We start from the raw sequence: 24,561 nt of genomic DNA, 5'->3' as shown, positions 1-24,561 counted from the left end.
TCTCATCTCCACTCCTTGGCGGTTACGATGAGCCAGAAACCCTCTCTTATCAAATCGACCTAAACTGTCCCATTGGCGCTGACGTCAGACAAGCCAGACCGAACGTAGGATTTTGCTGGGCCGAAAACTCAGAGAGAACATCCAACGAACGGAAAAATCGCTACAAAGCATAGAGGCTGGGATTGATTCCAAGTTGCGTCAAATCGTAGAGGCATCAGTAGATGAGGATAGTGAAAAAACTGAACGTCTAAAGACTGAGCGAAAACACCTTTGGGAAGCGCACCAAAAGGCATTCAACGAACTCCAAGAACTTCGCAAAGACTTAATCGAGCTAAATGCACTTTCAAACAACTTCCCGGAACCGTGAGGGATTGGTTTTCACGTTACTTGACGTCACCTGACCCATATTAAGGTCGGTTACACGGTTACAAAACAACATGTAAGTCATTGTTTTTAAATGGTGCGGCGGGAGTTCGAGTCTCTCATCACCCAGCATTCCCTTTCTGCCATCAAACATAGCCTCCGCCAGACCGATTGCCTTGATTGCAACCGGTTGCAACGGCAGTGCGTTAGTGCATAATGCCTTTGCTATGAATACACTCTCGGCCCTCTTGCCCCGCCAACGCCTTAGGCGACCGCGATGAGCGTGACTCTGAAAGACGTCGCGGCGCTTGCGGGCGTTTCGCGCTCGGCTGTGTCGCGGACGTTTACCGAGGGCGCGTCGGTGTCGGCCAAAACCCGCAGCAAAGTTGAAAAAGCGGCGCGCGAGCTTGGGTATAGTCCGAATGCGCTGGCCTCGTCGCTGACGACCGGACGGACCAAGCTGATCGGGCTGATTTCGAACAACTTCCACAACCCGATTTTCCTTGAGGTCTTCGACCAGTTCACCCGCGCGCTGCAGGAACGGGGCCTGCGGCCTTTGATCGTCAACCTGACCGATGAGACCGAGCCCGCCAATTCGGTCCGTATGCTGCGGCAATATTCGGTCGATGCGGTCATCGTGGCCTCATCCACCCTGCCGCCCAGTTTCGCCAAGGCGTTTCACGATGCGGGTGTGCCGGTGGTGCATACGTTCGGGCGGTCTGCCACGTCGCCCGAGGTGCACGTGGTGGGGATCGACAACGTGGAATGCGGGCGCATGGCGGCGCGGGAACTGGTGGCGCGGGGGTATCGGCGCGTGGGGTATCTGGGCGGGCCGCAGGATGCGACCTCGGCCTTGGACCGGCATCGGGGGTTCATGGAGGAACTGGCGGATCATCCCGACATCAAGGCCACGCATTGCTTTGCCGGGGCCTATTCGTTCGAGGCCGGGCGGGCTGAGATGCTGCGCCTGCTGGGCAACGCTCCGGCCGAGGCGTATTTTTGCGGCGACGATATCCTGTCGATCGGCGCCTTGTCGGCCCTGAAGGATCACGGCCTGAAACCCGGACACGATATCGGCATCATCGGCCTGAACGATATGGAGATGTCGCGCTGGGAAAGCGTCGATCTGACCACCATTCACCAGCCGATCAAGCAGATCATCACCTCGTCCGTCGATCTGGTCGAGGAGATGCTGAAAGAGCCCCAGCGCTACCCCGAGGCCAGGATCTTCCCCTGCCGGGTGATCGAGCGGGGCACGCTGCGGCCCCGCGCATGACTATCTGAACATCGGCGGGCGGGCGTCCTGCCATGCGCCATCGGCTTTACCCGAAGCAACAGCCGCATGCACAGCTGCAATTGACCGGACGCCGTCTGCCGCACCCGGCAAGCCGTCGCGGGTCTCGCCCCGGATTGCATCGGCCAGATCGCAGTAGATATTGGCCACGGCCAGCGGGAACCCCTCGGGGTGTGCGATGGCCACGCGGGACAGGCGCTGCACCTCGTCATGCAACCCGCCTTCGCCTTTTTCGATGATCTGGGTGCGGCCGCCGACCGGGGTGTAGATCAACTGGTTCGGCTGTTCCGATGCCCACAGCAACCCGCCGGTTTCGCCAAAGACCTGAATGTCGAACCCGTGCTGCCGTCCAATCGCGACCGAGGATGTCCACAGCCGCCCGACCGTGCCGCCCTCCATGCGGAAGCTGACCAGGGCGTCATCCTCCAGCTCGCGGCTGGGGATGGTCGAGGCGAGGTCGGCGGACAGGGATTTGACCTCATCATCGCAAACAAAGCTGGCCATGTGCAAAGCGTGGATACCGCAATCGGCGAACTGGCCGGACACACCCGCCATTGCGGGATCATAACGCCAGCGCACGCGCGGGTTGTCTGCGTCCGTTGCATCGCCGTGGTGGCCGTGGCTGAAATTGGTCACGACCAGACGCACCTTGCCAATCTCGCCCGCCCGCACCATCGCGCGGGCCTGGCGCACCATCGGATAGGCCGAATAGCAATAGTTCACCGCGCAGATTTTGCCCGATTTTTCGGCGACGCGAACGATCTCTTCCCCTTCTTCGACAGTCATGGTCATCGGCTTTTCGCACAGCACATTGAACCCGGCCTCAAGGAACGCTTTGGAGATTTCGAAATGGGTGGCGTTCGGGGTGGCGATCGTCACCAGATCGATGCGGTCGTCGCGGTCCTTTTCCCCGGCCAGCATTTCTTGCCAGTCGCCATAGGCGCGGTCGGCGGCGATGCCCAGCCGCTGGGCGTATTCGCGGCCCTGCTCGGGCCGGTGATCCAACGCCCCGGCGGCGAAATCAAACAGCCCGTCGGCTTGCGCGCCCAATCTGTGGGCGGGCCCGATCTGGCTGCCTTCCCCACCCCCGATCATGCCCCATCTCAGCTTTGCCATGGTCTTCGTCTCTCTTCAGAATGTGCAGGTCCTGCGATCAGAAATCGCTGATGTTTTTCCATCGCCGCTGGTCCGAGGACGCCAGCGCCGCCGCCACCACGCGGTTGACCTCGTGCCCGTCGCGGAAGGTCGGCCAGATCGCTTCGCCGGTATGAATGGCCTGCAGGAAATCCTTGGCCTCGATGATGATCTGGTCCTGATAACCGGTGCCGTGGCCCGGGCCCTGACAGAACGGCTCGTAATCCGGGTGGGCCGGACCGGTCAGGATCTTGGTGAAGCCCCGGGTGGCTTCCGGCCCGTCATGACGGTAATACCAGAGGGCGTTCTGATCCTCCTGATCAAACCGGATCGCGCCTTTTGTACCCGAGATTTCGTAGGCATAGCCCATCTTGCGCCCAGTCGAGATACGGCTGACATAGATATTGCCCATAGCCCCGTTCTGAAACCGGCACATGATTTGCGCATGGTCATCATTGGTGACGGTGCCGCCGGGGCGGGTGTGGTGAACGGTTTCGACCTCGGCCATGACCTCGGCAATGGGTCCGATCAGGGCCAGCGCGCCGTTGATCATATGCGGTGCAAGGTCCCCCATCGTGCCGTTCGGCATCCCGGTGGTGCGCCATGTGGCCGGGGCTTGCGGGTCGGCGTAGAAATCCTCGGTATGCTCGCCGCGAAACCAGGTGATGTCGCCGATGTCGCCGTCTTCAATCAGTTTGCGGGCGTATTGAGTGGCCGGGGTTCGGACATAGTTGAACCCGACCATGTTGGTGATCCCGGCCGCCTCGGCTGCGGCCACCATCGCCTGCCCGTCCTCCAGCGACGATCCCAGCGGTTTTTCACACAGCACCGGCTTGCCCAGGGCAAGCGCAGCCTCGGCAATTAGGCGGTGAGTGGACTGGGGCGAGGCGATCACAACGGCTTCGACTTTCGGGTCGTTGACCAGCACTTGCCAATCCTCGGTGGCGCGCTGAAATCCGTAAGCGGCCCGGTAGCGCTCGGCGCTTTCGGGGGTCGAAGCGCAGATCATCTCAAGCCGGGGCCGCAGCGCCGTGTTGAACACCGCGCCCACCGCCGCCATCGCGACCGAGTGCGCCTTGCCCATATAGCCGCCACCCACGATTCCAATTCCGATTTCAGGCATCTGTCACGGCTCCGAACATATCATTTGCAACCGGTTGCAAAATCAGTATCGTGTGAATCGATTCAACGCAAGGTCCAAACTTTGCCGATCCCATTTCGCCGGAGGATAAGACGTGAGCGCCTTGATGGACGGTATCAAAGGAAACCGGTTCGCCGTGTTCGGGCGCGCGGGGATGGACATGTTTGCCAATCCCATAGGCGTCAAAAGCGAACATGCCGAAACCTTTCGCGCCGATCTGGGCGGATCCTCCGCCAATATCTGCGCCGGGCTGGTGAAATTAGGCAGTCAGACATCGCTGATCACCTCGGTCTCAGACGACGCGGTGGGGCGGTTTTGCCTGAACCGGCTGGCGCATTACGGCGTGGACACGACTTTTATCCGCGTGGTTGGGGGCGAATACCGGGTTTCGTTGGCGGTCTATGAAAGCTGTATCGAGGATTTCCAGAACGTCATATATCGCAATGGCGCGGTGGATTTTCAGGTCACGGAAGAGGATATGGATGGCATCGACTTCTCGGCATTTTCTGCGGTGATCTCGGCCGGAACTGTTTTTGCCGCTGAACCGTCGCGCAGCGCCACGTTCCGGGCCTTTGACCATGCGCGCAAGGCCGGGCTGCCGATCATCTTCGACATCGACTACCGCCCCTATAGCTGGCCCTCGCCCGAGGTGGCCGCCGACGTGCTTTCCCGCGCCGGGGAAGCCAGCGACCTGATCGTCGGCAATGATGAAGAGTTCGGCTTCATGGCCGGTGGCATCGACAAGGGATTTGCCAAGGCCAAAGAGCTGGCGGAGAAACCCGGCCGGATTGTCATCTACAAGATGGGTGAGAAAGGCGCGGTCACTCTGGCGGATGGTCAGGAAATCCGCACCGGCATCTACCCCGTCACCGCGGTCAAACCCAACGGCGCCGGTGACAGTTTCATGGCGGGCTTGTTGGCCTCGGTCGCGGCGGGACATTCGCTGACGGATGCGGTGATGCGCGGCTCGGCCTGTGCGTCGATCGTGGTGTCCAAGCCCGGTTGCGCCGGAGCCATGCCTACAACCCCGGAACTGGACGCGTTCCTTGCCAATCATCCCGGCCCGACGACATAGGAGAGGCCCATGCATATCGCACCCTATGACAATCAGAACAAACCCATCGTCGATGCCGACGATCCCACTGTACCCCTGAATTACTTCAACATCGTCAAGTTGAAGAAGGGCGAGGCGTTTGAATACCAGGTGCCGGGATACGAGACCTGCATCGTCCCCGCAACCGGCAGCGTCGATGTGGATGTCGAAGGCGTGCCCTTTCCCAATCTGGGCAACCGGGGCGAGGATGTCTGGGATGGGGAACCCGAAGGGGTCTATGTACCCGTCGGCGCCAAAGCGCAGATGGTCTGCGTCTCGGACGAGGCCGAGGTGTTCGTCGCCGGGGCCAAATACGACAAGGTGCTGGATCCGTTCGACGTGCGCGAACATGACCTTGTGCAATATGGCAGCGACGACACCAAGACCCACCGCAAGATCAAGCACATCCTCGGCCAGAAACAGCACGACAAGGTGGGCCGCCTGCTGGTCAGCGAGCTGTTCACCGTCGGTCAGGGCGGCTGGTCGGGCTTTCCCAGCCACAAGCACGACACCAACCGTCTGCCCGACGAGTCCCGGCATGACGAGACCTATAATTTCCGCTTCAAGCCCAACTGGGGCTCGGGCCTGCAGATGCTGCAGCGCGCGGATAACGAGCCGGGCGATGCCTATCACATCGTCGACGGCTCGACGATCTGCATCGACACGGGCTATCACCCCTGCTGCGTGCTGCCGGGGTACGAGATGTATTATTTCACCATTCTCGGCGGTCTGAGCCAGCGCTCGCTGGTGCAGTATTTCCAACCCACCCATGCCTATCAGATCGAGACGATCCCGGGCATCCAAGACATGATCGCCAAGTTCAAATGACCCTTGTTACGCTGAAAGATGTCCTGACTCCGGCCTATGAACAGGGATACGCCGTCGGCGGTCTGGTCACGCTGGGGTGGGAGGATATGCGCGCCTATGTGGCCGCGGCCGAGGCGGAAAACGCTCCGCTGATCCTGCAGGCCGGGCCAAGCTGCCGCGAACACACGCCGCTGCCCATTCTGGGCAAGATGTTCCGCCATCTGGCCGAGGGTGCCTCGGTCCCGGTCGTGGCGCATCTGGATCATGGGTACACGTTTGAGGAGTGCAGGATTGCGCTGGACAGCGGCTTCACCTCGCTGATGTTCGACGGATCGCGAAAGCCGTTGCAGCAGAATATCGACGAAACCGCCGCCATTGCGGACATGGCCCACGCCGCGGGGATATCCTGCGAGGGCGAGATCGGCTTTGTCGGCTATTCCGGCGGCGAAGGGTCGAACGGCACCGACCCGTCCGAAGCCGCGCAATTCGCGCGCGAAAGCGGCGTGGACGCAATGGCAATCTCGGTCGGCAACGTTCATTTGCAGCAGGACAAGGAAGGCGGTCTGGACGAGGCGCGCATCGCCGAAATCGACGCCATGACCGATGTGCCGCTGGTGATCCATGGCGGCTCGGGCGTGCCGGTGGACCAGCGCAGCCGGCTGTCGCGTCAGACCTCGATCTGTAAGTTCAACATCGGTACCGAACTGCGCATGGCCTTCGGCCACGCCCTGCGCGACGCGGTGAACCGCGACCCCAGCCGGTTTGACCGCGTGACCATCCTGAAAGAAACGCAGGACCCGGTCGAAGCCGCCGCACGGGTTGTGATCCGCGCCTTCGGGGCTCCGCCGCAGAGATAGCGAAAAGGCCTAGATCGAACCGCCCTCGACCATGAAGTTGCCGGCACTGCACATGGCGGCGTCGTCCGAGGCCAGAAACACCACCATCCGCGCCACATAGACCGGATCAATCGGATCGGGCAGACATTGGCGGTCGACCTGCTTGGCCAGCCCCTCGGGCGTGACCCACAGGTCTTTCTGACGCTCGGTCATGATCCATCCGGGCACCACGGTGTTTACGCGGATTCTGTGATCTCCCAACTCGCGTGCCATGGTGCGGGTCAGGCCATGAACGGCAGATTTGGCGGTGGCGTAGGCCGGGAAACCTGCGCCCGCCTCCCACCACGAATTCGAACCGAGGTTGACGATGGCCCCGCCGCCGCGTTCGATCATCGCGGGCGCGACCGATTGGATCGTAAAGAACATATGACGGATATTCGTCGCCATGCGCTCGTCCCAATAGTCTGGCGTGAGCTCACGCCAGTCGTGCCGGTCATCATGGGCCGCGTTGTTGACCAGAACATGTGCTGCGCCGAGTTGGCCAACCAGATCGGCCAGCGCGATACGCAGCGCTTCGATATCGCGCAGGTCGCATTGGGCGAACGCATGATCCCCGCCCAGTTCCGCAAGCAACGCCTGCCCGGCGTCTGCGTTGATGTCCAGAAATCCGACCTTGGCCCCTTGCCCTGCGAAGGCGCGCACGGTTTCCGCGCCGATGCCCCCAGCGCCGCCGGTTATGAAAACGGTCTTGCCGTTCAGGCTGGGATAGGTGGCAAAGCTCGGGGTCATGCATCGCGCTCCATAATCCATTCAACCTCGGGCGCCGGAACAAACCGCCATTTCCGCAGAGGGCCGGCCATGACGTTCAGATAGTACATCTCGAACCCATAGGGCGCGCCGCAGGGGTGATGGCCGCGCGGAACCAGCACGACGTCGCCATCGGATACGGCCATCGTCTGGTCCAAAGTTCCGTCATCGGTATAGACCCGTTGAATGCCGAACCCGTTGGCCGGGTTGAGACGGTGGTAATAGGTTTCCTCCAGATAGGTGATCCTTGGGTAGTCATCCTCGTCATGGCGATGGCTGGGGTAGGACGACCAGTGGCCGTTCGGGGTGAAGACCTCGGTCACCAGCAGGCTATCGGCGTAATCCTCATTCTCCATCGCGATGTTGTTGATGTGCCGCGTGTTCACACCTTTGCCGCGTTCGGTCAGGGTGATCCCGTCGGGGCCGATCCGCCGCGCCGGATACCCGCCCATGCCCGGTGCCGAGCAAACGGCGATCACGCAATCGGTTTCGGCCACCGCCTCCCACTCGGACCCGTTCGGCAGGTACAGGCAGTGCGGCGGTGTCTTTTCGAACACGTTCATCCGGTCGCCCAGCACGCCCCAGTCCTGCCCCGCGCCGGTGATCTGCGCCTTGCCTTCCACCATGACCAGAATGACCTCGCGCTCGCCCGTGGCCTCGGCCACCCGGTCCCCGGCGCGCAGATGGTGCAAGCCGAACCCGACATAGCGCCACCCGGCGCTGGCAGGCGTGATGTCGTGGACTTTGCCGTGCGTTCCAAAGGGTTTTCTGAGCAGGTCTGCCATTTTAGTCTCCTTGATGCCTTCGCCGGATGGTCTCAGGCAGCTTGCCGTGTTTGCAGGGCCGCAAGGGCCTTTTCCAGTTCCGCCTCGGCCCACCAGTCACGAACCGCCCGCCGCAGAATATCGGCCTGGCTTTCCGGCGCATTGCCCCCGGTTGGGGGGTCAGTGTCCAGATTGGTCGGGAACGGGTACCCTTCGGCCGTTGCAACGATGGCGGCATCCAGTTCGGTCGCGGTCAGTTGGCCCCGTTGTTTCAACGCAACCAGCGCCGGGAAAACGGCTTGCGACATTGCGCGGCGGTCCACAGCTTCCATCGCGCGGCCGAAGGCGGAGGAGATTTGCAGCAGGTTCGCCATTCTGTGTATGTCCGCGCTGCTGTTTTCGCCCGCCGCGTGGAACAAGGCGGGGTTGAAGAAAACGGCATCGCCCTTGGACAGCGGCAGTTGGATACAGGCCTGTTCGAAATGATCCTGATGCGCCGGATCGTGGAACGCCAGATAGCCCGGCGGGTAGAGCTGCGAGAATGGCAACAGCTTGGTCGGGCCACTTTCCACCGGCATATCGCAATGGGCCACTGCGCCCTGCAAGGTCAGCGAAGCCGTCACCAGATGCGCGTGGGCCGGATACCGCGCCGCGCTGTCGGCGCTTTGAAACCCCAGATGATAGTCACGATGCGCCTGCTGGGCCTTGCCGCCCGGCCGCACCTGATTGATCTGCGCCGTCATTTGGTAATTCGGCCCCAGCCATGCTTCACACACAGCCGCGATTGAGGTATTCGCAAAGTAAAGCGCAAACCCTTTGGGGTCGCGCAGGCACTGTTTTTGCAGCGCGTTCCAGATCCGGTCATTCGCGCCCGAGGCCGCAAAGTGATCGCCTTCGCCCGCGCCGCTCTGGCGTTCTTCTTCGATGATCTGGCGAAAGACCATGGACGCGCGGTCAATCACCGAGGTGTCCGCATATGCGCCCCGCAAAACGATCACACCCGCCGACTTGCCAAGCACCCAGGCCCATTCCGCCAGCACGGCCCTGCGTTGGCCTGCCTGCGCCAGCATGGGGCGCAGCACGTTCATGTCATAGATCGGCACATTCTTTTCGACCGATGCCGCATGCGGAACCGCCGCAGGCGAAAGCACCTGAGAGGTCAGCGCCTTGAAGCCATCCAGATCGCAAGAGGCGCGGTCGAAGAAACCGACATATCCGGGGTCTTGTTGCTGCATCACAGGCTTCCTTACAGTTTCATCGGCATCCGTGACCTAAGTCGTGATCTCCAGCCCTGCTGCGGTGCAGACCTCGACAATGTGATCATAGCCCATCTTGGAATACTCATAAGGCGGTGCCTTGGCCGGGTCCTGCTCGGCCTCGACCACGATCCAGCCGTCATAGTCCATCGCCTTGAGCGCAGTCGCCACTGACCGGAAATCGATGCACCCGTCGCTTGGAACGGTGAAGGCCCCGCCGACAACCGCGTCCAGAAAACTGTGGTCCTTTTCGCGCGTCGCCTGCACCACATGAGGGCGAATATCCTTGAAATGCACGTGGTGCACCCGGTCGCCCCAGCGATCCAGAGTCGCCATCACGTCGCCGCCGCCAAACAGCAGATGGCCGGTATCAAAGCACAGGTTCACCTCGGGGCCTGACCCATCCATCAGCCAGTTCACCTCATCCTCGCTTTCGATGATCGTGCCCATGTGGTGGTGATAGGCCATTGGCATGCCCTGATCGGCCATCCATTTCGCAAGCTCTGTGATCCGGGCCGCGTAAGCCTGAACCTCGTCTTTCGACAGTTTCGGGCGGTGGTTTACAGGGGTGCCGATCTGGCCCTGCACTGTGTTGGAACATTCGGCATAGACGATGCACGGGCTGTTCAGCGCCACGAACTGCTCGACCTGCGCGCGCACGGCCCCGCGTTCCGTTGCGAAATCGTTGACCAGCGACGCACCGGAACACCAGCCACCGCAAAGCGCAATGTCGTTCGCGTCCAGATAGGCGCGCAGCCCTTCGGTGTCTCCCGGCATCCGCTGGCCGCGTTCGACGCCTGTATAGCCGATCTCGCGCGCCTCTTTCAGCGCTTGCTCCATGGTGAAATCCGCAGTCAGGTCCGGCAGGTCGTCATTCTGCCAGGCGATCGGAGAGATTCCGATTTTCACGCTCATTTCGCGTTTCTTTCCTTGATCGCAACCTCATAGGCCGCACGTTTTTCGTTCACTTCCGGGCGGATGCTGACCTCGGGAACCGCGACCTCCCACCATGTGCCGCCATATTCGGTCGAGGGGTAGGGATCGGTGTCGATCACCACCACGTAAGGACCCTTGATGTCAGACCGTTTCGCCAGCGCGTCCTCCAGTTCAGCAATCGATGAGACCTTGACCGAGGTTGCGCCCATCGCCGCCGCGTGCGCCGCAAAATCGATGGCTGACGGGTTTTCGTGCACAGCATGGTCCAGCAGGTTGTTAAACTCGGCCCCGCCAGTGCCCATCTGCAGCCGGTTGATGCAGCCAAAGCCGCGGTTGTCAGTGATGACGACGGTGAAGGACACGCCCATCATCGCCGCCGTCGCCATTTCCGAGTTCGCCATCATATAAGTACCGTCACCGGTAAAGCAGATCACGTCGCGGTCGGGCTCGGCCATCTTGATGCCCATAGCGCCTGCGATCTCGTACCCCATGCAGCTGAAACCGTATTCCATGTGATAGGCGCCGGGGCGCGGCGCTTTCCACAGCTTGTGCAATTCGCCCGGCATCGTCCCCGCCGCGCACATCACGACCGTATCGTTGTGCGAGGCGCGCTGAACCGCGCCCACCACCTGCATGTCGGTGGGCAGGGCGTTGCCGTCACCGGGGGCATTCGTGAGAGTATCGACCTTGCCGAACCAGTCGGATTTGAGCGTGTCGGAAACCGGATCGGCCCGATAGCCCTGCAGCCCTTCAGCCAACGCTTCCAAACCCACCCGCGCATCCGCCTGCAACGGCATCGCCCCGTGCTTTTCGGCGTCATAGGCCGAGGTGTTGAGGCAAAGCATCTCACGTTCAGGGTTCGAGAACAGACCCCAGCTTCCGGTGGTGAAATCCTGCAGCCGCGTGCCGACCCCCAGCACCAGATCGGCCTCGGCACAGATGGCATTGGCAGGCTCACCGCCGGTCACGCCAACGGGGCCGAGGTTCAGCGGATGATCCCAGGCCAGCGCGGATTTGCCCGCCTGTGTCTCGGTCACCGGGATGTTGTGGGTTTCGGCAAAACTCTGCAACGCATCCGTCGCGCCCGAGTAATGCACGCCGCCCCCGGCCACGATGACGGGCCGTTTGGCCGCCTTGATCGCGGCTACTGCGCGGGCCAGTTCGCCCTCATCCGGACGGAGGCGGCGCTGATACCAGACGCGCGGCTCAAAGAAGCGTTCGGAATAGTCATAGGCTTCGGCCTGCACATCCTGACAGAAGGCCAAAGTCACCGGTCCGCAATCGGCCGGGTCGGTCATGGTGCGGAAGGCGCGCGGCAAGGCGGTCAGCAGATGTTCGGGCCGGGTGATGCGGTCGAAATAACGGCTGACCGGGCGGAAGCAGTCGTTGGCGCTGATGGTGCCGTCGCTGAAATCCTCGGTCTGCTGCAGAACCGGGTCGGGCCCCCGCGTGGCAAAGACATCGCCGGGCAGCAACAGAACCGGCAGGCGGTTCACATGCGCCAGCGCCGCCGCCGTAACCATATTGGTCGCCCCCGGCCCGATCGAGGAGGTTACCGCCATCGCCCGCCTGCGCCGCATCTGCTTGGCATAGGCAATCGCGCAATGGGCCATGGTCTGTTCGTTATGGCCGCGATAGGTGGGCAGGCTGTCTTTCACCGCATGCAGCGCCTCACCCAGCCCGGCAACGTTGCCGTGGCCGAAAATGGCCCAGACACCGGCGATAAAGGGCTCTCCGGCCTCGTTCATCTGCGCCCCAAGATAGCGCACCAGCGCCTGCGCCGCCGTCAGTCGGACTGTTTTGCTCATCATGATCCCTTTCAACTCGGAGCCGCCTTGAGCGGTCCGCGGGTTTTCTCATTTGCGAAGGTGTCAGGCCTTTTTCTGAGCCTAAAAACAGAGTGGCGTCAGATGCGACCACCCGAAGGATGCCCCCTTTTGGGGGCACCCGAATTTTGAGATGTTTAAATCGTACCGCCCAGCGAACCTTCCAGTTCGGCCATTTCCTGACCACCTGCCATCAGGTCCTGCAGCTCTTCGGGTGTGATTTCACCGCGTTTGGCCGTGCCCAGCGTTTTGCCACGGTTCAGAACGGTAAAACGGTCACCTACCGCAAGGGCATGGCGCACGTTGTGGCTGATGAAAACAACACCGACGCCTTGGCTGCGCACCCGGTCGATAGTGGCCAGAACATTAGAAGTCTGACGCACACCGAGAGCCGAAGTAGGTTCGTCCAGGATCAGGATCTTGGCACCGAAATACACGGCGCGGGCAATCGCGACGGTCTGACGCTCACCACCTGACAGAGTGCCGACAGCCTGATCCGGCCCGCGCAGGTTGATGCCCATCTTGCGCATCTCTTCCATGCAGACTTGATTGGCCTGTTCGACATCGAACCGTTTCAGCAGGCCTTTGCCCTTGGTCGGTTCACGCCCCATGAAGAAGTTGCGCGTCACGCTCATCAGCGGGATCATCGCCAGATCCTGGAAGACGGTTGCAATGCCCGCTTCCATTGCATCGCGCGGCGTGTCGAAATGCAGCGGCTTGCCTTCAAACAGGATCTCGCCCTTGGTGGGTTTGTGCACCCCGGACATGGTCTTGATAAAGGTAGACTTACCCGCGCCGTTGTCGCCCAGCAGGCAATGGCATTCACCCGGCTTGACGTCAAAGCTGACCCCAGCGAGCGCGATGATATTGCCAAAGTGCTTTTCGATGTCTTGCATCTGAACGATGGGTGCCTGATCACCGGCAGCATCGCCATGATGGAACTTGGTATCGTCGGTCATATCAGCGCTCCCCGGTTACGCGTTTACGGATCGCATTGTTGAACAGAACGGCGATCAGCAGCATCGCGCCAAGGAAGACCTGGAACCAGTCCTGATCAAAGTCGGTATAGGTCAGGCCGATGACAACCATGCCAAAGATGATCGAGCCAAAGAACGCCCCGATGGCCGAGCCGTAGCCGCCCGTAAGCAGGCACCCTCCGATCACCGCTGCGATGATCGCCTCGAACTCCTTCTGGAAGCCGCGGCGCGCATCCGTTGAACCGGCGTCTATGACGGTGATGATGGCCACAAGCGCTGCGCAGCAGGCTGTCAGCATGAACAGCGACACCTTGATCCTGCTCACCGGCACACCCGAGTTCGATGCCGCCGTGCTGTCGCCGCCTGCGGCGAATATCCAGTTCCCCGCAGGTGTCCGCAGCAGCACATAGGTTGCCGCCAGCGCCAGCAGGATAAACCACAAAATCTCGACCGGAACACCGGGCACTTTGGGCGCGCCGCTTTTGAACGTGTCGATCATTCCGTTGGCGGCGAGCCAGGCAAACAGGCTGCCAAAGGCCTCGCCCGAAAAGAACGGGGCCAGCCAGTCGTTTTCAACCGCGTCACGGACGCCGCGCAACTGCGTCGACCCGCCGGTTGCGGCCTTCAGACCGACCAGAGACAGACCGCGCAGAATAAATAGGAAGGCCAGTGTCACGATAAAGGACGGCAGACCGGATCGGATCACGATATTGCCGTTGATCGCGCCCACACAGGCCGCAAAAACGAATGTCATGGGGATGGCGATGACAAGCGGCAATTGCCAGGTCACTACGCAAACGCCAAAGAACAGGCCCGCAAAGGCAACCATGGAGCCGATGGACAAGTCGAACTCGCCACCGATCATCAACAAGGCCGCGCCGATGGCCAGAATGCCCAGCTGCGCCGCCGGCGTCATGAAGTTCATGACCCCCGCCAGGGTAAACATCGACTCATCCGCCGTCATGGCGAAGAAGATAACCACCAGGACGACACCAGCCATTGCACCCAGTTCGGGTCGTTTCATGAGCTTGGTCAGGAAAGGTTCTTTCTTTAACCTTTCGTCCCCTGAAAACTGCGCCGAGTCACTCATCGTTTCCTCCCACTTGGGTGGGAACGGCGCCGCTGCGCCGCCCCGCTTGATTCAGTTTGCAGTGTTGATCAGCGGATGCCCTGCGAGGACAGTTCGATCACCTGGCCCGCCTTGTCCTGGGTGATCAGGTTCGGACCCGAGGGCACGTTACCACCGGGCATCAGGCCGTATTTGGCATGCAGACCCATGAAGTTCACCGCCAGGTAGCCCTGCAGATACTGCTGCTGGTCGATTGCAAAGGCTGCATCACCGTCGACGATGGACTGCAGGAAGTTGGCCGAAAGGTCGAACGATGCCACGTTCACGTCCCGGCCCGACCCTTTGACGGCTTCCACTGTTGGCTCTCCAGCCGAGCTGGCACCCAGCGCCATGACCGTATCGACAGCCTCGTCGGCCGCCAGAGCTGCAGACACTTTCGATTCGATCTCGGACGGATCATTCGATGTCGGCAACACGGTGACTTTTCCTCCGAAGCCTTCCGCGAAACCTTCGCAACGCAGGTCAAGCGAAACGTTGCCAACTTCGTGGTTCACGCAGATTGCGTTGGTACCACCCATGGATGCCAGTTGCGCGCCCGCGGCCTTACCTGCATCAAACTCATCCTGCCCGACATGCAACAGGGCACCAAGCTCCTTCGCAACTTCTGCGCCTGAGTTGATCGAGATCACCGGAATTCCCGCCGCAACGGCACGCTCGATTGACGGGCCAAGCGCGTCGGCATCGGGGATCGAAACGATCAGCCCGTCCGGTTCCTGATTCACAGCCGCATCAATCAGTTGCGACATGGCCACCATGTCGAAGGTTTCTGGCGCACGGTATTCCACGTTAACGCCAACATCCTTGCCGGCTTGTTCAACGCCGTTCTTGACGACGTTCCAGAACGCATCATTGGCCTGGCCATGCGACACGACCACGATTTCCTGCGCGAAAGCAGGCGTAGCCAAAGCCAGCGCGCCAGCAGCAAGTGCGCCTTTCATGAAGTTTTTCATTTCCATTCCTCCCATTAGAACAGTTTGTCTTTTGGTTGAGGCCTCAGCCCCAATCATCCGGCACTGCCGAATCTCTGCTGCCCCGATCCAGAGCGGAGCTGGGTTCAGTTTGAAGAATTCCGCTCATTTTGCAACCGGTTTCAAAATTTCAGCCATCTGCACGGGCACACCCGACTGCGCCGAGTGGGTTGCGGCCTCGGCCATCGCAAGGGCCGCAACACCATCCTCAAGCGTCACCGGAACCGCCGCGCCGGACAGGGTGGCGTCGACAAAAGCCGCCCATTCCGCCCTGTAGGCAGGCATGTATCGTTCCAGGAAAAAATACGTGGGTTTGGCCCCCGTAACACCATCCGCCGTCGATTTGACAACGGTGTTTTCCAGCACGTTCTGCGCCTGCAACAGGCCCTTAGAGCCCAGCATTTCAACCCTTTGGTCATAGCCATAGGCCGCCCGGCGCGAGTTTTTGATCACCGCGATCCGGCCGTCCGCATAAGTCATCGTCGCAACCGCCGTATCCACGTCTCCGGCGGCCCCGATTTCAGGATCAACGACCGAGGTTCCCACAGCCGAGACTGTCACCGGCAGTTCGCCCATCAGAAAATTCGCCATATCAAAATCGTGGATCATCATGTCGCGAAACAGCCCGCCGGACACTTTGACATAACTCACCGGCGGCGGCGCGGGATCGAACGAGGTGATCGCCAGCATCTCGGTCTTGCCGATCTCGCCCGCATCCGAGGCGGCCTTGATCGCCGAGAAACCGGGATCAAACCGGCGGTTGAACCCGACCATCACGGGTTGCTTGTGCGCGGCCACCGCCGCCTGACACGCCAACGCACGCTGCAAATCAAGATCAACGGGCTTCTCGCACAGGACCGCTTTGCCCGCATGCGCGGCGGCCTCGATCAGATCGGAATGCGTGTCTGTCGGGGCTGCGATCAGAACTGCGTCAATATCGGGATCGTTGATGATCTGATCCGAGCTACCCACTTGCGCCCCATGGTCCCGGGCCAGGCTAGCGGCTGCGTCCTCGACAGCGTCGGATACCGAACACAGCCTGCTTTGCGGATGCGCAACAATCGCCTGCGCGTGAACGCGCCCAATACGACCGGCACCAAGCAGTCCAACCCTCAGCATGCCAAACTCCCGAATCTAGCGTGCCTGCACAATGCTCATCTTTGCAACCGGTTGCAATATTTTTTTCCGGGCACCGGCGCTTTCGCTCATCACCCTCAATTCACATGAGGTCGATGTTCTGGAACGTCACATGGGATCTTTGGGCGCGGAAACCAAAAAACACCCGCTTAACCCGGTGCTGCACGGGGCATGAAACAAGGCGCTTATTTTCTCTGATGCGTGAACATGTGATCGCGCCATCTCTGATGGTCACAACCCCGTTCGTCCTCCGGGGAGCAAAGGCGCGACGCACCAAACTCGTACCCCCTCAAATAAATCGCTAACCCCCTCAAGGCGCGCCGCCCTTGTTTGCTACGCGCGTCCCATGTCTGAAATGTGTCAGTTTTATTAAATCCGCAAAATGTCACGAAATGGCGATCCCTGAAGGACTCGAACCCTCAACCTGCTGATTAGAAGTCAGCTGCTCTATCCAGTTGAGCTAAGGGACCGCTGCGCCCTTCTTGCGGCTTTTAGCCAGCAGGTTCAAGGGCCAAGCGCATGAAGGCGCTGTTTGGGTCCGGAGTGTAGCCATTGATCGGGCCGCAATAGGAATAGCCCAGCGATTCATACAGCCTGCGCGCCGCGTCATATTCGGACAGATGCGCCGCGCCGGTTTCCAGAACCAGCGCCCGGATGCCCTCGGCCTGCGCCAGATCGGCCAGATAGGCCATCATCACCCGCGCCAGCCCGCGCCCACGCGCCGCCGACAGGATGTGCACCGATTTCACCTCGGCCGTGCCATCAGGCAAGGCCTTAAGCGCGCCGCAGCCAAGGGGAACATCGTCTTCAAACAGCGCCCAGAACCGCATTCCGGGTTCACGCAGGGAGTCCACGTCCAGCGTGTGGTTGGACGTTTGCGGCGTCGCCTCCCAGCTATGGGCAAGATGGGCTTCGATGATGGGGCGAATGTTCGCGCTGCCCGGATCAGCCTCACGGATTTCGATCATTCAGTGCGACTCGATCAATGAGTCCAGGGACCACGCCGGTTGGTGGCGAAATTCTCACCGTAACCACCTGCGCGCACATTCGGCTTGCGCTTGTGCGGCGCGACAACCTGCGCGTCGATACCGTTGTCCTTGGCGTAATCCAGCGCCTCTTCCCGGGTATCGAATTTCAACCGCACCTGGGTCTGTGTGTCATTGGACGAGGTCCAGCCCATCAGCGGATCAACTTCACGCGCCGATGCGGGGGCGTATTCCAGAACCCACTTGCGGGTCTTGGCCATGCCCGAGGTCATCGCGTTTCGCGAAGGCTGGTAAATCCGTGCGCGCATGTCGCCTCTCCGTACTCACTTGACTGAGCTTGTTTATGCGTCAGAGCGCGCGTGGGGACAAGATGACAATTGTCGCGGCGCATTGATGCCAGAAATTGTCACCAGGGTGCGCTAGACCGGGCGCGGCGTAAACACAGGACAGCAGGAATGAGTCACCACAAGCGCAGCCTCGATATCCAAGCCCGCCGCGAAAGTTCCGGCGAATACGCAGATACAGCCTGCATAAGGCCTTGCAGATGGACAAAATAAGAACAAGTGTAAGGGCCTGACCCCGGAGCCTGCCCATGCCCTACGCCCATTCCGACAAGACGCAACTGACAGCCGACGACGTGCGCGCCCGCTTGAAGCTGGAAGGCGGCAAGCAGTTCGTGATGCATACCGAATTCAACCCGGCAGGCGACCAGCCAACCGCGATTGAGGAACTGGCAGGCGGCGTGAATGACGGCGAACGTGATCAGGTGCTGCTGGGCGCGACCGGGACGGGCAAGACTTTCACCATGGCCAAGGTGATCGAGGAAACCCAGCGCCCCGCGATTATCCTTGCGCCCAACAAGACGCTGGCGGCGCAGTTATATGGTGAGTTCAAAGGCTTCTTCCCCGAAAACTCGGTGGAATATTTCGTATCCTACTACGACTACTACCAGCCCGAGGCCTATGTACCGCGCAGCGATACCTACATAGAAAAAGAATCGCAGATCAACGAACAGATCGACCGGATGCGCCACTCGGCCACCCGCGCGCTGCTGGAACGGGACGATGTAATCATCGTCGCCTCGGTATCCTGCATCTATGGCATCGGCTCGGTCGAGACCTATGGGGCGATGACGCAGGACCTGAAGACCGGCAAAGAGTATGACCAGCGGCAGGTAATGGCCGATCTGGTGGCCCAGCAATACCGCCGCAACGATCAGGCGTTTCAACGGGGCTCGTTCCGGGTGCGGGGCGACAGTTTGGAAATCTGGCCCGCCCACCTGGAGGATCGCGCCTGGAAGCTGTCTTTCTTCGGCGAGGAACTGGAACAGATCACCGAATTCGATCCGCTGACCGGTGAGAAAACCGACACGATGGAGCATATCCGGGTCTACGCAAACTCGCATTACGTGACGCCGAAACCGACGATGCAGCAGGCGATCATCGGGATCAAAAAGGAACTGCGCATCCGGCTGGATCAACTGGTCGGCGAGGGTAAATTGCTGGAAGCCCAACGTCTGGAACAGCGCACCAATTTCGATCTGGAAATGCTTGAGGCCACCGGTGTCTGCAACGGGATCGAGAATTACTCGCGCTATCTGACAGGCCGCGCGCCGGGCGAGCCGCCCCCGACCCTGTTCGAGTTTATCCCCGACAACGCCATCGTCTTTGCCGACGAATCCCACGTCTCGGTCCCGCAGATCGGCGGCATGTACCGGGGCGACTATCGGCGCAAGTTCACGCTGGCCGAACACGGTTTCCGCCTGCCGTCGTGCATGGACAACCGGCCTTTGAAGTTCGAGGAATGGGACGCCATGCGCCCGCAATCCGTTTTTGTCTCGGCCACCCCTGCGAAGTGGGAGATCGAGCAAACCGGCGGCGTCTTCACCGAACAGGTGATCCGCCCCACCGGCCTGCTGGACCCCGAGGTCGAAATCCGACCCGTCTCCATGCAGGTGGACGACTTGCTGGACGAGGTGCGCAAAGTCGCCGCCAACGGCTTCCGCACGCTGGTCACGACGCTGACCAAACGCATGGCCGAGGATCTGACCGAATACCTGCACGAACAGGGTATAAAAGTCCGCTACATGCACTCGGACATCGACACGCTGGAACGCATCGAAATCCTGCGTGATCTGCGGCTGGGGGCCTTCGACGTGCTGGTCGGCATCAACCTGCTGCGCGAAGGCTTGGATATCCCCGAATGCGGGCTGGTCGCCATTCTGGACGCGGATAAAGAGGGGTTCCTGCGTTCGGAAACCTCGCTGATCCAGACCATCGGCCGCGCCGCGCGCAACGCCGATGGTCGCGTGATCATGTATGCCGACAAGATCACCGGCAGCATGGAGCGCGCCCTGAACGAGACCAACCGCCGCCGCGCCAAACAGCTTGCCTATAATGAGGAACACGGCATCACCCCCGAGACGGTGAAAAAGAATGTCGAGGACGTTCTGGCCGGTCTCTACGAAGGCGACGTCGACATGAACCGCGTCACCGCCACCATCGACAAACCGATGCACGGCGCGAACCTCGAGGCCCATCTGGACGGCCTGCGCGAGCAAATGCGCAAAGCCGCCGAGAACCTGGAATTCGAAGAGGCCGCCAACATCCGCGATGAGATCAAACGTCTGGAAGCGGTTGATCTGGCGGTGGCCGACGACCCGATGGCGCGGCAGTGGGCGGTCGAGAAAGCGTCCGAGGATGCGGTTAGGTCGCGTGGTCGGTCAACGGCTGGGAGGCCGGGGCAGCGGGGTGGGAATGTGAAGAGAAGGAAGCGGTAGATCGTCATTAGGCTGTGATCTATAGCTAGTTCAATTTGTTGGAAAAATTGACGTGTGGCAAAAAGGCGATTTTAGTTTTTTGGCTAACGAATTGCCTTGACCTACGACCACATAAATCGTCTCTGGGCTGTGCAAATCTATCGGAGCACAACCTTCATGCCAAAGCGAATTGAAGCGGAAAAATCATTCACCACAAAAACTGAAGGCGATCAGTGCATTATAACTTTCGTCCCGGCGCGCTCAGTTGGTTTCACGTCGTTTTTGGTTAGGATTGCTTTTATCCCGGCATACTTCGTTGGTTTTGTGCTTCTCGTCTATGTCTCGAACGATACAAATTCGCTTGTAACAGGTGCAGTCTCGGGGCTGTCTGTTGTTTTAGGGTATCATGTTCTTAAGCACATTGGACTGGAGAAGATCAGAAAGAATACGAGCCGTTCCGTAAACAGGATCGTTCTTACTGAAGATGAACTTAGATGCCATTTCGGGATCTACAATCGAGAAGATATCCGAGGAGTGAAATATGTCACACCGGATACGTCTTTCACCTACAAAGGTGATATTTCATATGCCATCAACAAGCATGATGCGCAGAAACGCGCAGTCACACAATACGCTATTGTCCTTGAATACGGCGCGAAAGACGTTGACGTCTCTGGTCGGATTCTAAGCCAGCATCAAGCAAATGACATTGCATACTTCTTGGCATGCTGGTCCCGTGATCCTGATTCCGCTCTGGGCAAGCGAGATCAGGCAGCGTAACTCTGCAAAGTAATAGCAGCCGGTAACTTTATCGAAATGCAAAAGCGACACTTATTGGGAAGTATTCTTTGGGTTTTGGCTACGCCTTACCTTGACTCCTAATCGTTGCGCCCCATCCCCACTACGTCGCGGTTCGCCCACTACGTGAGCGAACCGCGTAAAACCCCTCACTCCACTCTTGCACCTCATCCCACCCTCCTCCACGTTTGAAATCACAAATTGTGATTCCAAACGGTTGCCATGACGAACCCCAACACCCTGCCCAGCCTGCATGAGGTCCAAAGCGCCATTCACCGGGTGCGCGGCACCCGCGTGGTGCTGGCCGAGGATCTGGCGCAGTTCTATGGAAAATCCGTCAGCGCCTTCAATCAGGCGGTCTCGCGCAACAAGGACCTGTTCGAGGGTTACCGCTTTCAGCTGACCGATGCCGAGGTCGCCGATTTGATATCACAGAATGTGATTTCAAAACCCAAGGGCCGCGGCGGGCGGCGGGTCAATCCGTGGGTCTATACGGATTACGGTGTGGCCATCGCCTCAGCCCTGTTCAAGGACCCGCGCGCGATCAAGATCACTCGGATGATTACCGAGGCCTTTGTGGACGGCGCAAATGCTCTGGCCGAAACCCCGCGCAGCGTACCCGAAATCCTGCCGCCCGAGGATGCCCCGGCCCCGCTGCTGCCCAATGGCGAGCAGCTGCGCGATCTGGCCGAAAACATCCTCGATTCCGGGCAGCAGAGCCTTGTGGATTACATCGCCAACCCCACCACCAAGCGCCAGCAGGCGGTGGCGGCGATCATGAAAACCCTGGCTGAGACCGCAGGGGAAGAGGTCCGCACCCAACAGGAACGTCTGCGCCTGCGCATTGCCGAGCGTCTGGCCACCGGCGACTACACGGATGACGATGACCGCAAGCAGTTGCTGGAACTGCTGCAGGCGATGAAGGGTTAGACGCCCAACTCGGCCCGCATCTTCCTGGTCAGCTTGGCCACGACCATCTCGTAAGAGGTCACGATATGCTCGCGCAGCGAGGCGTCGCTCATCCCGCGCTCTTCATAGACCTGAAGCCATTTCATCCCGCGCGAGGCCAGATAAGGCGCTGGGCGGATGCCGGGTTCGTCGCTCAGAACCTCATAGGCCAGATCGGTGGCCTTGAAGGTGAATGCATCGCGCCCGTCATTCCAGCCGTAGATCGCAAACACCTTGCCGCCCACTTTCCACACATCCGCATTGCCCCATTGCACCACGTGCGAGGTGGCCTTGAGGCCGGAACAGAACGTGTTGAATTCATCGCGGGTCATGGTGGCGATACTGGCGGTCGGACCCGTGCAAGGCAACCGCCAAACCGGGCGCGCAGGTTAACGCGGCCTTAACCCTAACGGCCCAATGCTGCGGTCATGGAAAACCGAAACTCTCCGCTCTCGCCCGAGGTCTGGCTGAAAGACCTGTTTGCGTCCAAATCCGTTCAACAGGGCGGCGTCATCCGCCGCAAGGCCCGGGATATCGAACGCTTTGCCGGGATGGAGCGGTTCATGACCGAAATCCACCGCCGCGGCTATCAGGTGGCCGAAAATTCCGGACAGATCGTCATTTTCTGCAACCGTGTTCCGGTGCAATGGCTCACGTGAGCCGAGCATCGCTTTCTTGAAAAGAAAGCGAAACCGAAATCTTTTCAAGATTTCGGTCCCCCGTCGCGATGCCTATGCGTTGTGCCAATGCGCGATCACGTCATAACCCACTGGCGACGGCGGGCCTTCCAGATACTCGGCAAACTGTCCCCACAGTTCAGCCACCTTGGGCGCGTTGGCGTCCGAGGTTTCTTCGCTTTCGACCACCGAGATCACATAGCCGCTGCCATCTTCGTTCATAACATTTGTAAAGCAATGCATGCCCGGCATCCCCAGAATGTCGGCCTTCAGGGCATTCATCTTCGCCGTGGCCGCCTCGCGTGTGCCGGGTTTCATTTTGTATTGAGTAACGCGTGCAAACATGTGTTTTCTCCGTTTCAGGGCGAAATTGCCCATTGGCGGCACCAAAACGGCCCCCACCGCGCGCAGATTAACACGTTCAGGGCAATTCCCTCAGCTTCACAGGCTTAGCGGTTTTCCCGCTGCCTTGGATCAACCAAAAGGCGGTTGGGTTCAGGGCCGCACAAATTTGGCGTTGCCGACCATCCTTGCCTTTGCCCCCTCACCCCGTTGCGGGGCCGAGTGAGTGGCCAGGGCAGGCGCATATTTCTCACACGCCAGACCATCCCTGTCAGGATCGTTGTGCTTGTGATATCCCGGCTGGCCCCTGCGGAACGGGCCCAGCCCCAGGGCCTCGGCCGCGTCGCATCCGGCCAGTGCGATCAGATGAACAACCGCTTCATTGCGCTCGTAATCCGACACCCGCATGTAGACACCAACGCCAATCACCGCGGTGGTCAGCGGCAACGCAAGAACCATCGTGAGTATCCGCACCGGCGACAGCGCCTGCCGCCGCACCGCCTCGGCACGGCGCTGACGTCTTGAGGGCGGCGGATCGCCCTCACTCCCGGCGGGTTTTCCAAGCAACATGATCTCGTTTTAGGCGACGTATATGGCAAAGCCGAGGCAAGTCTGAAAAAATCAGATTTACCAGCAGCGGGTGTGCCATACCGGTATCATCAAGAAACCCTGACGGACCGAATGCCGTGACCAAAGACGACCCTTACAGGCCAACAGATACCGCCGCACGCGCCCAGGCGCGGGACCTGATTGCGGGGGCCCGTTTCGCCGCGCTCGCCGTTCTGCGCCCGGATGTGGCCGGCCCTTCGGTATCGCGGATTGCGCTGGCCGCGGATGAGCGCGGCCACCCCATAACGCTGATTTCGGACCTTTCCGATCACTCGCGGGCGCTGCAGGCAAACCCGTCTTGTGCCTTGCTGATTGGCGAGCCACAGGACACGGGCGATCCCCTGACGAATCCCCGGCTGACACTGCACGCCATTGCCCGCAAGGTGGCGCGGGGCACGTCAGATCATGAGGACTTGCGCGCCAGATTTCTGAACCTGCGCCCCAAATCGAAGCTCTATATCGACTTCGCGGATTTTGTCTTCGCCCGGTTCGACATTCAGGACGGGGTTTTGAACGGCGGTTTCGGCAAGGCCTATCGTCTTGCCGCCTCGGATTTCTGACCCTCACCGCACAACGTGCACCGCACAATTGGCATGGCGCACAACATGGGAGGCCGTGGACCCCAGCAACAGGTCCTGCATCCCGGGTCTGTGCGAGGCCATAATGATCAGATCCGGCCCGTTCGCCTCGGCCCAATCCAGAATGGAGCGGCCCGAATGACCTTCGATCACTAGCCCTTTCGCATTGGGCAGATTGGCCGCCAGATCATCAAGCTCGGCCTGAATCGCTTTACGCGCTTCACTCAGATACTCGGCGGGCATGTATGAAATCACGTAGTTCGGGATATGTTCAACCACATGCAGCAACGTCACCTGCGCGTCGGGGGTCCCCAGCATCCGGGCCAGTTTCAGCGGGCCAGAGGTATCCCTCTCGGGATCAAAGGAAATCGGGACAAGAATGTTGTGATACATGGTG

General features: G+C 60.3%; 27 protein-coding genes and 1 tRNA gene. 10 read left to right on the top strand and 18 right to left on the bottom strand.

Annotation, left to right across the window (positions count from 1 at the left end; genetic code table 11):
• Window positions 1-640: 640 nt before the first annotated feature.
• Window positions 641-1,639, top strand: a complete 999-nt coding sequence (locus ACR0EZ_RS15140) for a LacI family DNA-binding transcriptional regulator (RefSeq protein WP_480614470.1) — start codon at window positions 641-643, stop codon at window positions 1,637-1,639.
• On the opposite strand, the gene ACR0EZ_RS15135 is transcribed toward ACR0EZ_RS15140, so the two are convergent.
• Entirely contained in the window at window positions 1,640-2,773 is a 1,134-nt protein-coding gene (locus ACR0EZ_RS15135; protein ID WP_480614467.1) for a Gfo/Idh/MocA family protein, read from the bottom strand.
• Between the two features lie 37 nt (window positions 2,774-2,810).
• Window positions 2,811-3,914 (bottom strand): Gfo/Idh/MocA family protein, encoded by a 1,104-nt coding sequence (locus ACR0EZ_RS15130; RefSeq protein WP_480614465.1) that lies wholly within the window; start codon window positions 3,912-3,914, stop codon window positions 2,811-2,813.
• Window positions 3,915-4,038: 124 nt separating this feature from the next.
• Between ACR0EZ_RS15130 and ACR0EZ_RS15125 the strand changes: the two genes are divergently transcribed.
• Genes ACR0EZ_RS15125 through ACR0EZ_RS15115 form a run of 3 tightly spaced genes read left to right on the top strand, consistent with a single transcriptional unit; the run spans window position 4,039 to window position 6,689 of the window.
• Window positions 4,039-5,007, top strand: a complete 969-nt coding sequence (locus ACR0EZ_RS15125; protein ID WP_480614488.1) for a PfkB family carbohydrate kinase — start codon at window positions 4,039-4,041, stop codon at window positions 5,005-5,007.
• Window positions 5,008-5,016: 9 nt separating this feature from the next.
• Window positions 5,017-5,853 carry a 5-deoxy-glucuronate isomerase gene (locus tag ACR0EZ_RS15120; protein WP_480614462.1) on the top strand — a complete coding sequence of 279 codons (837 nt, stop codon included), beginning with the start codon at window positions 5,017-5,019 and terminating at the stop codon, window positions 5,851-5,853.
• On the top strand, window positions 5,850-6,689 hold the full coding sequence (locus ACR0EZ_RS15115; protein WP_480614460.1) for a class II fructose-bisphosphate aldolase: 840 nt from the start codon (window positions 5,850-5,852) through the stop codon (window positions 6,687-6,689). The genes ACR0EZ_RS15120 and ACR0EZ_RS15115 overlap by 4 nt, the downstream gene beginning before the upstream one ends.
• Window positions 6,690-6,698: 9 nt before the next feature.
• Here ACR0EZ_RS15115 and ACR0EZ_RS15110 read toward each other — a convergent pair whose 3' ends face one another.
• From ACR0EZ_RS15110 to iolG, 9 genes are all read right to left on the bottom strand, one after another.
• Window positions 6,699-7,457, bottom strand: a complete 759-nt coding sequence (locus ACR0EZ_RS15110; protein WP_480614458.1) for an SDR family NAD(P)-dependent oxidoreductase — start codon at window positions 7,455-7,457, stop codon at window positions 6,699-6,701.
• A complete protein-coding gene (gene iolB / locus ACR0EZ_RS15105; protein ID WP_480614455.1) occupies window positions 7,454-8,260 on the bottom strand; it encodes a 5-deoxy-glucuronate isomerase in 807 nt (268 codons plus the stop codon). Before iolB ends, ACR0EZ_RS15110 begins: the two co-directional genes overlap by 4 nt.
• 32 nt (window positions 8,261-8,292) lie before the next feature.
• Window positions 8,293-9,474: a phytanoyl-CoA dioxygenase family protein gene (locus tag ACR0EZ_RS15100; protein WP_480614452.1), complete on the bottom strand. Its 1,182-nt coding sequence runs from the start codon at window positions 9,472-9,474 to the stop codon at window positions 8,293-8,295.
• 36 nt (window positions 9,475-9,510) lie between these two features.
• Window positions 9,511-10,410, bottom strand: a complete 900-nt coding sequence (gene iolE / locus ACR0EZ_RS15095) for a myo-inosose-2 dehydratase (RefSeq protein ID WP_480614449.1) — start codon at window positions 10,408-10,410, stop codon at window positions 9,511-9,513.
• Entirely contained in the window at window positions 10,407-12,239 is a 1,833-nt protein-coding gene (iolD, locus tag ACR0EZ_RS15090; RefSeq protein ID WP_480614447.1) for a 3D-(3,5/4)-trihydroxycyclohexane-1,2-dione acylhydrolase (decyclizing), read from the bottom strand. The genes iolE and iolD overlap by 4 nt, the downstream gene beginning before the upstream one ends.
• A 155-nt stretch (window positions 12,240-12,394) precedes the next feature.
• The gene (locus tag ACR0EZ_RS15085; RefSeq protein WP_480614444.1) at window positions 12,395-13,216 is read right to left on the bottom strand and encodes an ATP-binding cassette domain-containing protein; all 822 of its coding nucleotides are present in this window, start codon (window positions 13,214-13,216) and stop codon (window positions 12,395-12,397) included.
• A 1-nt stretch (window position 13,217) separates the two neighbouring features.
• A complete protein-coding gene (locus tag ACR0EZ_RS15080; RefSeq protein ID WP_480614442.1) occupies window positions 13,218-14,324 on the bottom strand; it encodes an ABC transporter permease in 1,107 nt (368 codons plus the stop codon).
• Window positions 14,325-14,392: 68 nt separating this feature from the next.
• Window positions 14,393-15,313 carry a sugar ABC transporter substrate-binding protein gene (locus tag ACR0EZ_RS15075; protein WP_480614439.1) on the bottom strand — a complete coding sequence of 307 codons (921 nt, stop codon included), beginning with the start codon at window positions 15,311-15,313 and terminating at the stop codon, window positions 14,393-14,395.
• A gap of 123 nt (window positions 15,314-15,436) precedes the next feature.
• Entirely contained in the window at window positions 15,437-16,450 is a 1,014-nt protein-coding gene (gene iolG / locus ACR0EZ_RS15070; protein WP_480614437.1) for an inositol 2-dehydrogenase, read from the bottom strand.
• A gap of 31 nt (window positions 16,451-16,481) precedes the next feature.
• Here iolG and ACR0EZ_RS15065 point away from each other — a divergent pair, with 31 nt between their 5' ends.
• Entirely contained in the window at window positions 16,482-16,643 is a 162-nt protein-coding gene (locus tag ACR0EZ_RS15065; protein ID WP_480614434.1) for a hypothetical protein, read from the top strand.
• A gap of 218 nt (window positions 16,644-16,861) precedes the next feature.
• Here ACR0EZ_RS15065 and ACR0EZ_RS15060 read toward each other — a convergent pair.
• The 3 genes from ACR0EZ_RS15060 to ACR0EZ_RS15050 all read right to left on the bottom strand — a co-directional run bounded on the left by ACR0EZ_RS15060 (window position 16,862) and on the right by ACR0EZ_RS15050 (window position 17,762).
• A tRNA-Arg gene (locus tag ACR0EZ_RS15060) sits at window positions 16,862-16,938 on the bottom strand.
• A gap of 21 nt (window positions 16,939-16,959) precedes the next feature.
• Window positions 16,960-17,436 (bottom strand): GNAT family N-acetyltransferase, encoded by a 477-nt coding sequence (locus ACR0EZ_RS15055; RefSeq protein ID WP_480614431.1) that lies wholly within the window; start codon window positions 17,434-17,436, stop codon window positions 16,960-16,962.
• 14 nt (window positions 17,437-17,450) lie between these two features.
• On the bottom strand, window positions 17,451-17,762 hold the full coding sequence (locus tag ACR0EZ_RS15050; protein WP_480614428.1) for an ETC complex I subunit: 312 nt from the start codon (window positions 17,760-17,762) through the stop codon (window positions 17,451-17,453).
• A gap of 284 nt (window positions 17,763-18,046) precedes the next feature.
• Between ACR0EZ_RS15050 and uvrB the strand changes: the two genes are divergently transcribed.
• From uvrB to ACR0EZ_RS15035, 3 genes are all read left to right on the top strand, one after another.
• Window positions 18,047-20,233: an excinuclease ABC subunit UvrB gene (gene uvrB, locus ACR0EZ_RS15045; RefSeq protein WP_480614426.1), complete on the top strand. Its 2,187-nt coding sequence runs from the start codon at window positions 18,047-18,049 to the stop codon at window positions 20,231-20,233.
• A gap of 156 nt (window positions 20,234-20,389) precedes the next feature.
• Window positions 20,390-20,992: a hypothetical protein gene (locus tag ACR0EZ_RS15040; RefSeq protein WP_480614423.1), complete on the top strand. Its 603-nt coding sequence runs from the start codon at window positions 20,390-20,392 to the stop codon at window positions 20,990-20,992.
• A 240-nt stretch (window positions 20,993-21,232) separates the two neighbouring features.
• The gene (locus tag ACR0EZ_RS15035; protein ID WP_480614421.1) at window positions 21,233-21,940 is read left to right on the top strand and encodes an ORF6N domain-containing protein; all 708 of its coding nucleotides are present in this window, start codon (window positions 21,233-21,235) and stop codon (window positions 21,938-21,940) included.
• On the opposite strand, the gene ACR0EZ_RS15030 is transcribed toward ACR0EZ_RS15035, so the two are convergent.
• Window positions 21,937-22,290 (bottom strand): MmcQ/YjbR family DNA-binding protein, encoded by a 354-nt coding sequence (locus tag ACR0EZ_RS15030; RefSeq protein WP_480614418.1) that lies wholly within the window; start codon window positions 22,288-22,290, stop codon window positions 21,937-21,939. The genes ACR0EZ_RS15035 and ACR0EZ_RS15030 overlap by 4 nt on opposite strands.
• A gap of 96 nt (window positions 22,291-22,386) precedes the next feature.
• On the opposite strand from ACR0EZ_RS15030, the gene ACR0EZ_RS15025 reads away from it, so the two are divergent.
• Window positions 22,387-22,617: an aspartate aminotransferase gene (locus ACR0EZ_RS15025; protein ID WP_480614416.1), complete on the top strand. Its 231-nt coding sequence runs from the start codon at window positions 22,387-22,389 to the stop codon at window positions 22,615-22,617.
• Between the two features lie 72 nt (window positions 22,618-22,689).
• On the opposite strand, the gene ACR0EZ_RS15020 is transcribed toward ACR0EZ_RS15025, so the two are convergent.
• Window positions 22,690-22,980 carry a hypothetical protein gene (locus ACR0EZ_RS15020; RefSeq protein ID WP_480614413.1) on the bottom strand — a complete coding sequence of 97 codons (291 nt, stop codon included), beginning with the start codon at window positions 22,978-22,980 and terminating at the stop codon, window positions 22,690-22,692.
• Between the two features lie 150 nt (window positions 22,981-23,130).
• Entirely contained in the window at window positions 23,131-23,544 is a 414-nt protein-coding gene (locus ACR0EZ_RS15015) for an excalibur calcium-binding domain-containing protein (RefSeq protein ID WP_480614411.1), read from the bottom strand.
• 119 nt (window positions 23,545-23,663) lie between these two features.
• Here ACR0EZ_RS15015 and ACR0EZ_RS15010 point away from each other — a divergent pair, with 119 nt between their 5' ends.
• Window positions 23,664-24,146, top strand: a complete 483-nt coding sequence (locus tag ACR0EZ_RS15010; protein ID WP_480614408.1) for a HugZ family pyridoxamine 5'-phosphate oxidase — start codon at window positions 23,664-23,666, stop codon at window positions 24,144-24,146.
• Between the two features lie 3 nt (window positions 24,147-24,149).
• Here ACR0EZ_RS15010 and ACR0EZ_RS15005 read toward each other — a convergent pair whose 3' ends face one another.
• The gene (locus ACR0EZ_RS15005) at window positions 24,150-24,557 is read right to left on the bottom strand and encodes a universal stress protein (RefSeq protein ID WP_480614405.1); all 408 of its coding nucleotides are present in this window, start codon (window positions 24,555-24,557) and stop codon (window positions 24,150-24,152) included.
• Between the last annotated feature and the right edge of the window lie 4 nt (window positions 24,558-24,561).

Source organism: Ruegeria sp. AK4, assembly GCF_056541025.1.
The sequence above is the reverse complement of the archived record's forward strand: the minus strand, read 5'-3'. Positions and strand labels throughout refer to the sequence as shown.